The following is a 14,804-nucleotide window of genomic DNA, read 5'->3' on the forward strand; positions in this document are numbered from 1 at the left end:
CTGGAACGACGATGGCGGCGATGATGCCGCCTCATCGAGGTGTCGTCGCGCCTCGAGGTCGAATCGTTCCGGCGGTCACGGTGTTTGGCAGGAAAGAGATCACTGAAGATCGCCATTGCATTCCTCCTGCTGGAACTTGCCTCGTAGTAGATACGCTTCAAGGCGGGAATTGGATGGCGTCTCCTGGAAAAAAGGCAGATTTCTTCTCAAGGCCGCGGGGCTCGGGGGTGGCGACGGCGGACGCGGCTCCGGCGGACGGCGCGGGCGCCGCTGAACAGATAAGGCTCGTTGATGATCAAGCAGAGGCTATGGCATCGCACTCAACCTGACGGTCCGGACGCCGTACCCAGTCGTCCAGAAGCTCGACGTCGCCTGGCGCCGTGGTCGACAGGCGAGCCGCAAAGAGACCGGCAAGCCGTCACGGCCGGCACCAAATATCGGCTGGGCCGGTCCTACTGTGCCCCAAGCGGATCGCGGCGTCGCGGCGCAGCGGGCGGATCGGGGCGGCGAGGGCTCGCAAGAGTTCCACCCAGGCGTCGGGAAGGCGTTGGGGGAGCGGGGCGGCGTTGAATTTGCCCTGGTGGGTAGCGGCTTGCGGGAAAAAGGCCAGGAAGTCCGCACCGACGCGGCGGAGGGGATCGAGCCGGGGCCTGAGCGCGGTGCGGAAACCCGCCGAGCAATGTTCTTCCAGCCGAAGGAGCTTGCCCCGTCCCGGCCACTGCTTGGTGCAGCGGGCAAGGAGGGCGTCGATGCGCTCAGCCTGGTCCCGCCGGCGAGGACGTGCCTGGCCGGCAGCATCAGGGCCGCGCAGGCGCCGGAGTCCGCGGGAAGGGTGTCGAGCGCACGAGCAACGTGGGTGACCTTCTTCTTTCGCGCGGTGAGTTGCCGCAGCCGCTGGTCGATGTCGGTGTCGAGGGCTGCGCCGGAGGAGATTCGCGTGACGGGCTGTTTGAATCCCTCTACGAGATCCCTCTACGAGATCCCTCTACGAGATCCCTCTACGAGATCCCTCTGCGGCGCTGCACCGCTTGACCTTTACGGCTTGCTTCCGACCCCGCACCACATGGGCAGCGCGCCAGGAGTGGCCGCGTTTTCGCGATCGGGCCGCCACTGCGGCAGCTGTACGACTCCGGGTTCCAGCAGTTCCGTGCCGTCGAAGAACCGGGTGACTTCGGTGTGCGAGCGAGGGGTTGCGGCCGCGTGCTCGGCGGCGCGCTCGTTGTACACGCGCATTGACTCGGCGACCTGATCGGCTCCGATGTCCGACGCCGGGTGCGAGAGTACGAGGTGGCTGCCAGGCGCGAGCGCGTCGAGGAGGCGCTGCGTGAGGACGTATGGATTGTCGTCGTTCGGGATGTACTGCAGGACCGCCACGAGCATGAGTGCCACAGGTTTCGACAGGTCCAGTGTGTCCTGCGCCGCGGTGAGAATACGGTCCGCGTCGCGCAGGTCCGCATCCAGGTAGTCCGTCGCCCCGGCCCGGGTGCTGACCAGCAGCGCCCGAGCGTGGGCCAGCACGATCGGGTCGTTGTCGACGTACACCACCCGGGCACCCGGATCGACCCGCTGAGCCACCTCGTGAGTGTTGTCCGCCGCGGGGATGCCGGTCCCGATGTCGAGGAACTGCCGAATTCCCGACCTTCCGGCCAGCTCTCGAACCGCCCGCCCCAAAAAGGCCCTGTTGGCCCTGACGGCGGGGACGATCTCCGGATTGGCCGCGGCCGCCAGCTCGGCGGCCTCCTGGTCGGCAGGGTAGTTGTCCTTGCCGCCCAGCCAGGCGTTGTAGACACGCGCGGGATGTGCCACAGATGAGTTGATCGGCACTATCCCGCCGCCCGGCCGCTCGTTCATCGTGCTCAGCTCCCCGCTCACCATCACCCGCCTGATGCAGGCACACACTAGCCGACGCCGGATGCACAACTCACATGCGAGCTCGGCCAGTTGCCCGTCGAGGGACCCAACTCGCATGGCGGAATCGGATGACGTCGACGCCTGCCAGGTTCGGGCGGGGCATCACTGCGCGGCAGTCCTGGTGGGAACTCCATGCGCCTCGTCCGGGCGGCCCAACAGCTCAACCACACCGAAACTCGGTTCACCCGGCGCGACTTCTCCTGAGCGCCTGCCCAGCTGCCGTGACGCAGCAACGTCAGCTGGGTAGGCAATGAGACGGAAACTGAGACGGGCCGTGCGAACCTGGCATCGCTGCCTCCGGGGCTACAGACCACGATGCGCCTCATAGAGATCGCCATAGGCGCTCCAGCAGTTGATACTGCCGTCGTCGTTCAGACTGCCCATGTACCAGTCGTCGTTGACGGGTTTCACCAGACACAGCCCATGAAACCCCAAGACGATCTCGGGGTAGAGCCGTTCATACTCTGCCGACAAGTCCAGCCACGTCACGACGCGATCGGTGTCGAGAGCTGTGGCCTCACGGTCGCCGGAGACGTTGCGGATCTCTTCCAGAGACCACCCTGTCGGTAGCTGCTTGCCTGCCATCCAATGATGATGACAGCCACCGCACCGGCGGAGTTGTGTCGCACACGCCCTCTCACAGCACCGCTTTAGGAGAGAGGCTGGGCATGCTCAGCCCGGTGGAGTACGAACTTCGCACCCCGCCAGTAGCCTGAAACCAAGCAACTCGACTCCACCCAACTCGGGACAGTCCGGAGCCCCCACCAGACCCGGAGCGCTTCACTTCAGGTTCTACGTTCTCCGGCGCACCGGCAACACCCTGGAGTCGACTGCTGGGGCCGGCACACAGAGTTGATGACGCCGGATGGGCCGTAGCAGCTCGCGGGCCGCGCTGATCCATCAGCGGGAGACCCCTCGGACAGCAACGACAAGGACGTCACTCGGACGTAGTGGCACCTGAGCGGCACACCGGAAACGGCCAAGGGCCAGCCCGGGAGGAAACCCTCCTGAGCCGGCCCTTGGCCATGTGCCCCCGGCAGGATTCGAACCTGCGACACCCGCTTTAGGAGTTCGATCGCTGTGTGGCGCGACCTCTCGGAACGGGCCCTTATGACTGTCTGCCACTGCGGGCAGAGTTGCCGTTGTCTGCCCTCGTTCAGCGGCGTTGGTGTCAACTGGTGATGTCAGCCGGACGATCTGTGCCCGCCGGGACCCGCCCGGTCCCGGCGCGGCGAGTGACCTGGTCGGCTAGCCGTTGACGCAGACGTTGCCCGTCGCCGGGTTGAGCAGTCCGATGACGTTCACGGAGTTGCCGCAAGCATTGACCGGGATGTCCACCGGTACCTGCACCACATTGCCGGAGAGCAGACCACCCGAGCCCGTCGCGGTGCCCACCGCTGCTCCCTTTTTCTTGACGGTCAGGGTCGCGGGGTCCGGGGGATTCAGGCCAACCGTGGTGATCGCTTCGGGGCGGTTGACGTAGGTGCCCGGCTTGCCGGCGGTGACGTTCACCGTGACCGTGCAGGACTTCTCGCCGGCGGCCAGGTCGCCGCCGTTCAGAGCAACGGACGCGCCCCCCGCCGTCGCGGACACCGTGCCGTTGCCGCAGGTCGTCGATGCGTTCGCGTTCGAGGCCACCTTCACTCCGGCGGGCAGGTTGTCGGCGAAGCTGAAGTCGTTCTTCGCCGCCAATTCACTGGTGTTGGTCACCGTCATAGCGAGTGTCGAGGTGCCACCCTGATCGATCGTGGCAGGATTGAACGCCTTGTCCAGCTGCGGAGTCGCATCTAGGATTCGGATGTTGTCGAATGCATGGTCATTACCGAACCAGTCGCCTTGCCCATTGACCATCTTGATGCCCAACTGGCTATCGTTGAACAGCACAGCTCTGTTGCTGGCGAACGCCCCGGCCCTCAACCCGCTTCCTCCGGGGTAGGGCTTGGAGTTGGGATCGGCGCAGGGATTGATGGGGGTGGTGAAGGTAGGGATGTCTGACCCGTTGCCGGTCAGATAGAACTTCAGCAGCGGAGGCACCGCTTGGCCGCAATTCACGGCGGCTACGTCCACTGCGAAGGTGATGTAGCGGTTCGGCTTCGCGATCGGGATCGGCTGCTCGGTCCGGAACTCCACCCGGTCGGCGCCAGGTGGCACCCAGTTGGTGTAGGCCGCGACCACGTGGTTGGTCGGCGGATTCGTTCCGCCTACCTGTCCCAGCGCATTGGCCATGTTCTTCAATACTGCCGGGCAGTTAGGCTGATCAGCACCGTTCTGATTGAGGATGATGCCGTTGCACTGTCCGTGGTCAAGCCACGGGGGGTCGGCTGTGTATGTCTCGTTGAGCGGTGGAGCGCCGACGTAGTTCTCCAGGAAGATCGGAGTCTCGCCTGCGTTTTCGAAGTCTTCGACGAACACCGTAACCGGGTCCTGCGGGGCCCCCGGAGTGCCAGGTGCATGCCGGGCGTTCACACCCGGTGACATAACCAGGGCCTGGGCTTGAGAGGCCAGCGGAGCACTCGCGATCGCAAGTGCTACCAGGGACACCGATGCAGTGCGCGTGCGCCAGGAAAGCTTAACTGCGGAAATTTCCACCATCTCTTTTCCGATCGCCACGGCGTACAAGCAACAGCGGACATGGGCAGAAATGGCGCAGCCCAGACCATTAGCTATGCACCCCTATAGGTAGGTCGCCTTAATTCCAGCACACGCCCTCAAAAAAGACGACCAGCGACCTCGACGACTGTATCTTTCACCGCGTTGGCCGAACTGGGAACGGACACCGTGGGCTTATATCGGAATTTCATCCAGCAATGTGCACGAGTGGCCCCCTGATCTTGCTCGACGCGGGACCCGGACCGGGCTCGACGCGGGACCCGGACCGGGGAGGTGGCTAAAGCCGTCTTTACACCGCCTACAACGTCGCGGCCACGCTGTCTTCGTCCCTGCCGGCCGATTCTCCGACCGACTCGGACGCCCGGTTCTTGCCGTCGGGAGCGCCGCCTTCGCTCTTGCCTACGGCCTGCTCGCCGTAAGCGGCGGCGTCGTTGCTGTACTCGCAATCCCGCTCGTTCTTGCGGGCGTCGGCATTGGCGCTGTGGAGACAGCCCAGGCCGTAGCGGCCTTGGCGCCCACGGACCTGCGCGGCTCTGCCTCGGCCTTCTCGCCACCGTCCAGCCTCTGGGCAACCTCGCAGCTTCCGCCGTCGCCGGTGTTCTCTGGTCAACGATCTCGCCAACGGCCGCGTTCGCCTACCTGGCAACCTGGATGGTCCTCGCCCTGATCGGGCTCCTGGCCTTGTCCCGTCATCGTGGACTGCCTACGCCGCGAGGACTGTTGCCTTGGACTGCCGCCTTGTAAGGGCAGCTGTGCGGGGCGGCGAAGGTACGCAGGTCATGCCGGGTTCGGAGAGTCCCCAGCTCGGCGGCGCTTCTCGACTGCGGCGAACCGTCGTTGACCGCGGTTGACCGCCTGGCGTGGCACGAAACTGGCACGCATCGGCCGGTTGCATCCTTGGAAGCTGTCGGGGTCGTACCAAGGCTGCTCTGTGCGGGACCAGACGCTGGGGCTGGACAGTCTTTGCGATGTACTGGCATCACGGCTGTTGACCCTGCGTTCCGCACGGCGTTGGATCTTCCCTGCCCGTGCGGGTGTCCGGGCAGGGAGAGAGCTACGACGATGGCTGGTGACGCCCGAGACGGGCTCATACGGGTGGTGTACCTCGAGCGCATGTCCGTGCTGATGATGGCTGCGGGCGCGGTGCTGTCCGAAGGGGTGCTGCTGGCGCTGATCGGTACGGCTTACCGGCGCGAGATGCTGATGGTGGGAATGCTCGCGGTAGCTCTCGTGTCCCTGGTGCTGCTTCCGCTCTGTTTCCGTCTCCCGGCCCGGCTACGCCGCAGGTACGAGCATGCCGCGTGGATGGAGAGCGTCGACGAGCTGCTTGAGGGGCAGGATACGGCGCGGCGGCTTTCGCTGCGGCGCTTGCTGGGATTCGTGGGTGCGTTGGCCTGCTGGCTGCTGCTCATCGGCCTGGCGTCCCATCAGGTGATGCCGCCGGTCATGCTGGTCCCGCTGGCCGTGGCCCAGTGGGCCCGGTCCCGGGCGACCGCGAACAACGGCATACATGGCCCCGTTTCAGTCCGTTCGCTCCCGCCGTGGACCGCGTCGGCGCCACCCCGCCAAGCTGCATGCCGACAAGGGCCTATGACTACGACCACCTGCGCAGATGGCTCCGCAGCCGCGGAATCCCCCACCGCATCGCCCGCAAGGGCATCGAGTCCCCCGAGCGGTTTGGCCGTCACCGCTGAGTCGTGGAGCGAACAGTGTCGTGGCTGGCCGGCTGCCGACGCCTGCACCGCCGCTACGAACGTAAACCCGAACACCTCCTGGCCTTCGTCGACATCGCCGCAGCCTTCATCGGCTACCAGCAGCTATGACGCGCGATGCGCACCTACAGATTCACACGCTGCGGGCGGGCGTCTTCCGCCCGAATGCCAGCACCTGGCCGAGTACCCTCCGCATCCGCTCGATCTCCTCGTTCGGCACCTTGAGTTCTGCCTCTATCGCGGCGTCTTCCAGGCCCAGTTTCTCCAGAGAAGCGGGGTCCAACGACACGGTGAGCAACCCGTCCGACAAAGAGACCTCCCGGACACAGCCGTAGGCCGTTCCCTGGTCCTGCGTCACTATGCAATGAGTGTCAAACCGTCATCACGTCGTCGTCGGGGTCAACCTCTGCCGCTATCGCATGAGCGGTGAATCTGTATGCCATGACGGGGTTCTGGCAGATCGTCTGGGCCTGCTGGCATGCAGGTCAACCACCAACAGAAACACCCTCTGACCGAGGCGTCACAGCCCGGAGCGGGGCCTCAACTGCGCCCTGACCGGCGGTCTTTGGTGTAGCGCGTACGACGACCGGTACTTCGACAGCGCCCGTCAGCTGGATGTCGACCACCTATCATCTGCACCCGGGACGGACGAACGTAGATGAAGGTGCTGTTCAGGAGGTCAACGGCATACCGCTGACACCTTCAACTGCGGGTACGTAGGTGTTTTTGAACCTCGGCTGTGAGGCGGCGCAGGTCAGCGAGCTGCGATGAGCCCGCGCTCTCTGCCCGCCAGGAGCTTTGGGCGTATCTGCCCGCGGGTGGGACGGGGAATGACCAGTCAGCCAGGTCGGTTGGCACATGAGCAACGCTGATTCGGCACGCCGTAGCGGCTGCTGAAAGAGCCACCTTCTACAAGGAGAGTCAGTTGAGCGGCCTTGATCCTAAGTTCATCACATTCGACATGTACGGAACTCTGACGGACTTCGCCATCGGACCCGCTGCCAGAGAGGTGATCAAGGACGTAGCCCCGCCTGAGAGGCTGGACACCTTTCTCCACCGGTTCAGCTGCTACCAGCTCGATGAAGCGATGGGCAATTGGCGACCTTATGATGAGGTAATTTCTCGATCTTTCGAGCGAGCTTGCAATAGCACCGGAGTCGAGTTCCGGCCGAGCGATCCCGCCAAGATTTTCGCGGCGATCCCAGAATGGGGGCCCCACCCCGATGTCCCAGAGTCTCTCGCGAAGCTCGCTGCGCATTTCCCTCTCGCAATCATCTCCAACGCCGCAGACGGACACGCTCATCAGAACGTTGCGAAGCTCGGCGCATCGTTCCACGCGGTGTATACAGCGGAGATGTCGCAGGCCTACAAGCCAAGACTGCGCGCATTTGAGTTCATGTACGAACAGTTGGGCTGCCGGCCGGAGGAGACGATGCACGTGTCGTCCAGCCCACGTTACGACCTGCAGTCAGCAACCGACCTTGGCGTGAGAGATACGGTCTATCTCAACAGAGGAAACGAGCCGTCAGCGCCGTTCTATCACGCTTACGAGGTCACGTCCCTCGCCGGGGTGGTAGAAATTCTGGGAATCTGAAATCGCCGTTGACGATGAACCGCTCCAAGGCGAGTTGAAACTCTCAAGGCCAAAGCCGACCTGCCTGCGGCGAGGCCACCGCGTGAGGGGTAACGGCGCGACGACGGCTTTGACGTGAAGGACGACCTGGGGTAGATGAGTGGGACGCCTCACTGAGCTTTGGTCCGTTGATTCGTGTTTGGTCCCGGGTTACGTCCCGTGCCAGTTCAGGGTGGCTTCGCCGGTGAGTCTGCGGGCCATGAGGTCGATCGTCGCAAGGTAGATCATGGCGTCGGAGCGGTGCGAGTGAGTGTCACGCGGGGGTGGGCGGCGGCGATCCGGGACAGCAGGTGGACGCCGGCCGCGGTGTCGGACACGCTGGCGGCGGTGACCAGGACGGTCAGCAGCAGGCCGAGGATGTCACAGCCCAGGTGGCGCTTGCGGCCGATGATCCGTGGGTGCTCAGCAGGCGCCTGTCACCCCGGCGCCGAACAGGGGCGGCCGACATCGCCACGCGGAGCGGAGAAATCCTCGAGGCTGCGAAGATACGTCAGGCCGGGGCGACCAGAGAGCCGCGTCTCGCCGGTGACGGTGAACCCTGCACGGGCCAGCACGGCTCGGGACGCCGCGTTGTCGAGGGTGGTGGCGGCCCGCAGGGCGGTCAACCCGTACCTGTCGGCGGCAAGGCCGCACACCTCCCGCACGGCCGAGGTGGCGAGCCCCCGACCTGCGGCCCGCTCTGCGATCCGATATCCGAGCTCGGCACCGCCATCCGCCACGTTGACCCGCCCCAACACCTCGCCCGCAGCGCCGACCAGCACGTGGAAATAGCAGACCCCGGCCTCCTGCTCGGCCAGCAGGTCACGGTGCCGCTCGTCGAACCGGGCGAAGTAGTCCTCGCCTCGATCAGGCACGGACGCTGCGAAGTAGGACCGATTCTCCCGCTCGAAGGCGAGGAGCGCGAGGGCATGGTCCGGACGAAGCAGCTGCAGCTCAGACACAGGGAGGACTGTATGCAACTTAGCCGTCCACCCGCCGCAGGATTACGACTAGAGACAGGCCCTCGGGCCTTGGCCGTCTGCCCCAGGCCAATCGCCTTTCGCACCAGGCCGCCGAGGGCTACTGTTCAGGCGCAGCGAGTGACCCACGAGGAGTTAAGACATGCCCGGTCGTCCGAGCGCGCGTTGACGTCGTAGGCCGTGATTGGCCTGTCATCGCGTGCTGCCCTTGATGTTGCGGCACAGCGAGCCTTCCCCCGCCTGAACCGTCGGTGCACCTTTCGTGCGCCGGGTCGCGGGCCTCGTTTTCGGCAACCCAAAGGGTCCCTGTGCCGTCCGCTTCCTCCGCTGTATCCGATTCCGGTCGACCCGTTCCGACAAGCCTGTGGCGGGACGGCGACTTCCGCAGACTCTGGGTGGGTCAGACGGCCTCCCAACTCGGCGAACATGCAAGTCTGGTGGTTCTGCCGCTCTTCGCTGTCCTGACGCTCAACGCCGGTGCCGGCCAGTTGGGCGTCCTCCGGGCGGTGGGGCAGGTGCCGATCCTGTTGCTCTCGCTCTTCGTCGGCGCATGGGTGGACAGGTGGCGGACCCGCACGGTGATGGTGCTGACAGACGTCGGCCGAACCCTGGCACTGGGCGCCGCCGCCGTGGCCGGCCTCCTCGGTTGGCTCGGCCTGCCCGCGCTGCTCGTGGTCGCCTTCGCCGTCGGGGCCTTGTCCGTGTTCTTCGACGTGGCCTACCAGGCGTCTCTCGTACGGCTGGTGAAACGCGATCAGTTGCTGCTGGGCAACAGCGCGCTCGAGGGCAGCCGGTCGGCGGCGCAGATCGGCGGTCCCGCCCTCGGTGGTGCGTTGGTGTCACTGCTGTCGGCGCCGATCGCTGCGGCCTCCAGCGCGCTGTATTTCGCGCTGTCGTTCCTGTCGATCCGACGGATCCGCCGGATCGAATCGATCCCGGAGCGCTCGGAACGTCCCCCTCGGGTATGGCGGCGGATCCATGAGGGCCTCCGTTTTGTCGTCAGCGAGAGTTTGCTGCGGACCGTGTGCCTCGCCTCGGCCGCCTTCCAGTTCTCCTTCGCGGCCATGATGACCGTCTATCTGCTCTTCCTGCCGCGGGAACTGCACCTGTCGGGCACCGCCGTCGGGCTGGCGCTTGCGGCGATGGGGCCGGGCGCGTTCCTGGGCTCGATGCTGGCCGCCCGCCTGCCGAGCCGGTTCGGTCATGGTGCGGTGCTCGTGTCCGCGGCGGCACTCGGCGACGGCGTGTTCCTGTGTGTGCCCGCGCTGCACGGCTCCTCTGCGGTGACGGTTTCCGCGCTCCTTGCGGTCAATTTCGTGTTCGGGACCGGCGGCCAGTTGGTGAATGTCACGGTCATGGCCGTCCGGCAGGCCGTCACTCCTGACCGGATGCAAGGTCGCGCGGCGGCGACGATCACGTTTGTCGGCATGGGGCTGACGCCGCTCGGCTCTCTGCTCGGTGGATTTCTTGCGGAGGATTGGGGGTTGCGCACCAGCCTCCTGGTGACGGCCGCAGGCATGATGCTGTCCCCGGTGCTGATGGCTTTGTCCCCGCTCGCTCGTTTAGGACGGGAGCTTCCTGCCCCCAGAGGTCCTCGTCGTCGCGTAGAAGGCTGAGCAGCATTCAGTCCGGTTCGTACGGAGCCAGACGGCGTCGAAGTTCCGGGTTCTCGCCATGAGCGACCTCCAGGACGTTCCGGAGCCGGGTGATCTCCTCACGGTGGGCCTGATGCTGTTGTGAAAGGCGTGCGCTCAGCGCGCGCACGGCCGCTGAGGTCGACGACGCCGCCTCAGCGTCGGCCCTGCGCGCCCCTGGAACCTGGCCGCGCTTCGCGCGGTGGCGTTCGATCACACTTCGGAGCTCGCGATGCCTGTAGAGGAAGTCGGTGCTCACGCCTGCCACATGGGCAACGGCAGTGAAGCTGACAGCCTGGCCGGCCTTGGCCATCTGGGCGAGGGCGGTTCGGGCTCGCTTGTCGGCGTCCGTGGTGCGCGCTTTCGCCGCCTGGTGCAGATGCTCTGGCAGAGGGCTCACCGCTTGAGGTCCTCACTTTGGGCAGTGGATGGTTCCGCCCGATCCGGTGTGTCGGCTCCGCGCACCGCGCGAAGTATCCCGCCCTCCTGAACGCCGACGCGATCGAGCGCAACGAGGACCTTGGACAGGGCGTTCGTTTCGGCGAGTCGTCCGGAGAGCCAGATGATGTCCTCGCCCATGGGCTGTCCGTAGCGCGAGGCGAATTGAGCCTGCCGTCGGGCGATCAGGGCTTCGGTCTGGTCGAGCTGGTGCCTGAGCTCGTCCTGGTGGCTGGCGTCCGTGACGAACTTGTCGCAGGTCAGGCAGGCGTGTCCCTTGGAACAGACCTGCTTGGGCGGCAGCATGCACCACCCGTTCGGCAGTACCCGGTCAGCTCGCTGGTCCAGGTGCAGGAGGTCGTAGAGGTCGCTCGGGTCGAGGCCTGCGGTCCGACTGTCGGCGGTCACCTCCTTGGAGCGCAGGAACTCGAGCTCGGCGGTGACCGCAAGGGTCTTGGCGTAGTGCATGGTCATGGCCGGTGTCAGGTGACCGAGGTAGCGCATCACGACGTGGATCGGTACGCCGGCGTTGATCAGGTCGGTCGCGCGCGTGTGCCGGAAGGTGTGGGTCTTGGAGATCTGCACCGGGCGGCCGACGCTGTCGGTGATGGCCAGTGTCCGGGTCAGGTTGCCGAGCCGGTGGTGAAAGGTGGCGGCCGCGTACGGTCTCAGGCCGAGCCGGTTGTTGCGGGTCTGCAGGAAGAGGTAACAGCTGGAAACCGAACGTGCCCGGCGTGCGGCGCGCGAACAACGAGAAACCCCGGCTGGACGGGGGAGACCAGCCGGGGCGTGCACTGTGACGTGCGGAGGGCGGTCGCCTCTCGGCGGAAAGCTCCATGGGGCTTCAGCCGGACGATCGTCCCCATGGGCTGTACGTGAGGCCCGGGGACACTGTCCCCTCCGCAGCCACATACAGATGAACGGTCAACCACTCCTGCTTGTTCCGCCCTTGGCATCGCGCGCCCTGTGAACTGCGGCACCCCCGCCCTCGTGAATCGGGGTCAGTTGAGGTAGTCGGCGATGAGGGTGGCGAATTCGTCGGGGGTGGCCAGGCGGATGCCGAGGTCTTCGGCCTTGGCGCGCTTGGATCCGGCATTCTCTCCGGCGACGACCAGGGTGGTCTTCTTGGAGACGCTGGAGGAGGAGCGGCCGCCGGCGCGTTCGATGAGTTCGTTCATCTGATTGCGGCTGAGCTTCTCCAGCGCTCCGGCCATCGCGCCGGTGACCACCACCGTCATCCCGGCCAGCGGCCCACCCTCCGGCTCCACGCTCTCCGAGCCGCTGTCGGCGTCGCCAGCAGCAGGGGCGGGCGGGGTGGCGCCGGGCTCGGTCATGTTGACCCCGGCGTCGGCGAGTTTGTTGATGAGCGGGGCGAGTTCGGCGAGTTCGGCGACGATGGACGGCGCCTTCTCGGTGCCGATGCCCTCGACCTGCTGCATCGTTTCTGCGTCGGCGACGCGGATGTGGTCCATGGTGGCGAAGTACCGGGCGATGCGGCGGGACATGGAGCGGCCGGTGCCACGGACACCGAGCGCGCACAGCACCCGTGACAGTGGCTGCCCCTTGGCGGCGGCGATCGCGGCGAGGAGGTTGTCGGTACTGGTCTCGCCCATGCGTTCCAGGCTCAGGAGCTGGTCGCGGGTGAGGGTAAACAGGTCCGCGAGGTCGGCGACCAGGCCCGCTTCGACGAGCTGGACGACGCGGGTGGCACCGAGGCCTTCGATGTCGAGCTGGTCGCGGCCGGCGGCGTAGGAGAGGGAGGCGACGAGGTGGCAGTTGCGGCCCATCTCGCAGCGCCAGCGCTGCTCGCTGGTGTCGATGCCGGAGCCGCACCGCGGGCATACCTCGGGGAAGACGATGGGCTGTTCGTCGCCGGTGCGCAGGTGGGCGACGGGGGCTTCGATGCGGGGGATGACGTCGCCGGCGCGGTGGACCATGACGTGGTCGCCCAGGCGCAGGTCGCGGCGGGTGATGTCGGCCGGGTTGTGCAGGGTGGCATAGGTGATGGTGGAGCCGTCGATCTCGACGGGTTCCAGCACGCCGCGGGGGGCGATGATGCCGGTGCGGCCCACGTTCCACTCCACCTCCAGCAGCCTGGTGATCTTCTCCACCGCGGGCAGCTTGTAGGCGATCGCCCAGCGCGGGGCACGCGAACCGGACCCGGCCGTCTGCTGGTCGGCAGCCAGATCGGCCTTGATGACGATTCCGTCGATCCCGAACGGCAACTGGGCGCGCAGTGCGGCAATCTCCTTCACCCGGGCCAGGACCTCCTCGGCCGTGTCGGCGGTGATGCCGGGCACGGCGGTGGTGGCGGTGGTGTTCACCCCATACGCGGCGGCCTGGGCCATGAGGTCGCTGTGCGCGGCCTCTCCCAGCCGCCCGGCGAGCCCGGCCTCGGTGTCGGCCAGCGGGAGCAGGCCGTAGCCGAAGAACGTCATCGGCACGGTGTAGGCACGGTCCTTGGCGCGCAGCGTGCCCGCCGCGGCGTTGCGCGGATTTGCGAACGGCTGCCCGCCGTGCGCGGTGCGCACCTCGTTGGCGTGCTCGAACTGGGCGGTGGTCATCAGGACTTCGCCGCGCACCTCCACCGTGACCGATTCGGACAGCTCATCCGGCAGGCCCTCGATGGTGCCTATCGCGTGCGAGACGTCCTCCCCGGCCGTCCCGTCGCCGCGTGTGATCAGATGAGTCAGGCGGCCGTCGGTGTAGCGGGCGGCGATCGCGAGGCCGTCCAGCTTCGGCTCGACACTGAACCGCTCCACGTCGTGGCCGATCCGCCGGGCCAGCGATGCACTCCACGCGGTGAACTCCTCAGGTGAGAACGCGTTGTCCAGGCTCAGCATCGCCACGGTGTGCGGGACATCTCCCTCCACGGCGCCGCCGGCGACTTTCCCGGTCGGCGAGTCGGGCAGCACCTGCTCGGGATGATCGGCCTCCCACGCGGCGATCCCGCGCACCAGCCGGTCGTAGGCATCGTCATCCAGCACCGAGGTGCCGCCCGCGTAGTAGGCGGCCGACGCCTTCACCGCGTCCTCGACCGCCTGCGCGTAGGCGGCGGCATCCACGATCACTGCTGCAGGTGTTGTCATGCCCGCCATCCTGCCTGCCACCACTGACAACGCCTCGGCGCGAGCGTCTCAATGCGTGAGGCCCACCGGTACGTCCCAGTCGACTCATTAGGGCCTGTCGCGTGGATCAGGCCAGGTCGGGCATGCTGATGCCTGCGCACGTCTCTGAGGGAGCGGACATTGATCCTGGACGTCTACCTACACGGCCGACGACATCAGCCCGCTTCGTGGCAGGAGACGGAACGGCTGATCACTGCGGTGGTTCAGAACCTGCCGGACCCCGAACCGCGCCAGGCGGCAGAGTTTGTGCCGCAGCACGTGCCGAAGGACTCCTGAAAGTACTTGAGAGCCTGCCGAAACCCACCTGGCCGTACGGCGGCGAGACCGCCGAGTTCACCTTCGCGGCCCGCGGCAGAACGCTGAGGACGAAGCGCCCCACTTCGACAGCTACCTGCATGTCGCGGTGAACGCGAGAACCGGACACGGCGCCCTCAACTGCTCGACCAACTCTCCTGACAGCTGCCGCAGCGCGCGCCCGACGCGGCGTCGGCGTGGCCCCCTGTTTCCGCGCGGCGAGGCGTTCGGGGGTGAAGTCGGGCGTCTGATGGCTCCGGTCGTCCGCTCTGCGGCATCTGTTTGGCGACAGGAGGTGACTGTGGTGATCACCAGGACGAGTCCCCACGCAGTAGGACCTCGGCGCCGCCTTCGACGTACACCACCTGTCCGCTCAGGTGGGTGTTCTCCTCGCTGCCGAGCCATCAGCCAGCCGGTACGCCATGGCGCGCACGTCTTGGCCGTGCGCGGAGGTAGAGGGGAATGAAGCCGCCCCCAGCAGGCCG

The 14,804-nt window shown here is 66.4% G+C and carries 11 protein-coding genes and 2 pseudogenes; 4 read left to right on the forward strand and 9 right to left on the reverse strand.

Translation table 11 applies throughout. The features are described from left to right. Nucleotides 1-1,035: 1,035 nt before the first annotated feature. From ACZ4WS_RS31955 to ACZ4WS_RS31965, 3 genes are all read right to left on the reverse strand, one after another. Complete coding sequence (locus ACZ4WS_RS31955; RefSeq protein ID WP_467985995.1) at nucleotides 1,036-1,851, reverse strand: SAM-dependent methyltransferase; 816 nt, start codon at nucleotides 1,849-1,851, stop codon at nucleotides 1,036-1,038. Between the two features lie 363 nt (nucleotides 1,852-2,214). Continuing rightward, complete coding sequence (locus tag ACZ4WS_RS31960; RefSeq protein ID WP_467985997.1) at nucleotides 2,215-2,496, reverse strand: hypothetical protein; 282 nt, start codon at nucleotides 2,494-2,496, stop codon at nucleotides 2,215-2,217. A 663-nt stretch (nucleotides 2,497-3,159) separates the two neighbouring features. Further along, a complete protein-coding gene (locus tag ACZ4WS_RS31965; RefSeq protein ID WP_467985999.1) occupies nucleotides 3,160-4,521 on the reverse strand; it encodes a DUF7933 domain-containing protein in 1,362 nt (453 codons plus the stop codon). A gap of 1,528 nt (nucleotides 4,522-6,049) precedes the next feature. On the opposite strand from ACZ4WS_RS31965, the pseudogene ACZ4WS_RS31970 reads away from it, so the two are divergent. Continuing rightward, nucleotides 6,050-6,344 (forward strand): annotated as a pseudogene (locus ACZ4WS_RS31970) (transposase); the annotation flags it as partial. 22 nt (nucleotides 6,345-6,366) lie between these two features. Here ACZ4WS_RS31970 and ACZ4WS_RS31975 read toward each other — a convergent pair. Further along, nucleotides 6,367-6,591 carry a hypothetical protein gene (locus ACZ4WS_RS31975; protein WP_467986000.1) on the reverse strand — a complete coding sequence of 75 codons (225 nt, stop codon included), beginning with the start codon at nucleotides 6,589-6,591 and terminating at the stop codon, nucleotides 6,367-6,369. A gap of 567 nt (nucleotides 6,592-7,158) precedes the next feature. Between ACZ4WS_RS31975 and ACZ4WS_RS31980 the strand changes: the two genes are divergently transcribed. After that, the gene (locus ACZ4WS_RS31980) at nucleotides 7,159-7,827 is read left to right on the forward strand and encodes a haloacid dehalogenase type II (RefSeq protein WP_467986002.1); all 669 of its coding nucleotides are present in this window, start codon (nucleotides 7,159-7,161) and stop codon (nucleotides 7,825-7,827) included. A gap of 189 nt (nucleotides 7,828-8,016) precedes the next feature. Here the strand turns inward: ACZ4WS_RS31980 and ACZ4WS_RS31985 are convergent. Both ACZ4WS_RS31985 and ACZ4WS_RS31990 read right to left on the reverse strand, forming a co-directional pair. Further along, nucleotides 8,017-8,261 (reverse strand): annotated as a pseudogene (locus tag ACZ4WS_RS31985) (hypothetical protein); the annotation flags it as partial. A gap of 21 nt (nucleotides 8,262-8,282) precedes the next feature. Continuing rightward, on the reverse strand, nucleotides 8,283-8,807 hold the full coding sequence (locus ACZ4WS_RS31990) for a GNAT family N-acetyltransferase (protein ID WP_467986004.1): 525 nt from the start codon (nucleotides 8,805-8,807) through the stop codon (nucleotides 8,283-8,285). Nucleotides 8,808-9,133: 326 nt separating this feature from the next. Here ACZ4WS_RS31990 and ACZ4WS_RS31995 point away from each other — a divergent pair, with 326 nt between their 5' ends. Further along, on the forward strand, nucleotides 9,134-10,441 hold the full coding sequence (locus ACZ4WS_RS31995) for an MFS transporter (protein ID WP_467986005.1): 1,308 nt from the start codon (nucleotides 9,134-9,136) through the stop codon (nucleotides 10,439-10,441). A gap of 7 nt (nucleotides 10,442-10,448) precedes the next feature. Here ACZ4WS_RS31995 and ACZ4WS_RS32000 read toward each other — a convergent pair whose 3' ends face one another. The 3 genes from ACZ4WS_RS32000 to ligA all read right to left on the reverse strand — a co-directional run bounded on the left by ACZ4WS_RS32000 (nucleotide 10,449) and on the right by ligA (nucleotide 13,986). Beyond that, a complete protein-coding gene (locus ACZ4WS_RS32000; RefSeq protein WP_467986007.1) occupies nucleotides 10,449-10,859 on the reverse strand; it encodes a DUF6262 family protein in 411 nt (136 codons plus the stop codon). Continuing rightward, nucleotides 10,856-11,809: a tyrosine-type recombinase/integrase gene (locus ACZ4WS_RS32005; RefSeq protein WP_467986009.1), complete on the reverse strand. Its 954-nt coding sequence runs from the start codon at nucleotides 11,807-11,809 to the stop codon at nucleotides 10,856-10,858. Before ACZ4WS_RS32005 ends, ACZ4WS_RS32000 begins: the two co-directional genes overlap by 4 nt. A gap of 89 nt (nucleotides 11,810-11,898) precedes the next feature. Beyond that, nucleotides 11,899-13,986: an NAD-dependent DNA ligase LigA gene (ligA, locus tag ACZ4WS_RS32010; RefSeq protein WP_467986011.1), complete on the reverse strand. Its 2,088-nt coding sequence runs from the start codon at nucleotides 13,984-13,986 to the stop codon at nucleotides 11,899-11,901. A gap of 159 nt (nucleotides 13,987-14,145) precedes the next feature. Here ligA and ACZ4WS_RS32015 point away from each other — a divergent pair, with 159 nt between their 5' ends. After that, nucleotides 14,146-14,301 (forward strand): hypothetical protein, encoded by a 156-nt coding sequence (locus tag ACZ4WS_RS32015; RefSeq protein ID WP_467986012.1) that lies wholly within the window; start codon nucleotides 14,146-14,148, stop codon nucleotides 14,299-14,301. Nucleotides 14,302-14,804: the final 503 nt, after the last annotated feature.

The organism is Streptomyces sp. NPDC029292 (assembly GCF_055569295.1).

Bases quoted from the DNA above. Each gene is read 5' to 3' on its own strand.
- ACZ4WS_RS31955 (WP_467985995.1), bottom strand. From the start codon at position 1,851: ATGAACGAGCGGCCGGGCGGCGGGATAGTGCCGATCAACTCATCTGTG.
- ACZ4WS_RS31960 (WP_467985997.1), bottom strand. From the start codon at position 2,496: ATGGCAGGCAAGCAGCTACCGACAGGGTGGTCTCTGGAAGAGATCCGC.
- ACZ4WS_RS32005 (WP_467986009.1), bottom strand. From the start codon at position 11,809: ATGTGGCTGCGGAGGGGACAGTGTCCCCGGGCCTCACGTACAGCCCAT.
- ligA (WP_467986011.1), bottom strand. From the start codon at position 13,986: ATGACAACACCTGCAGCAGTGATCGTGGATGCCGCCGCCTACGCGCAG.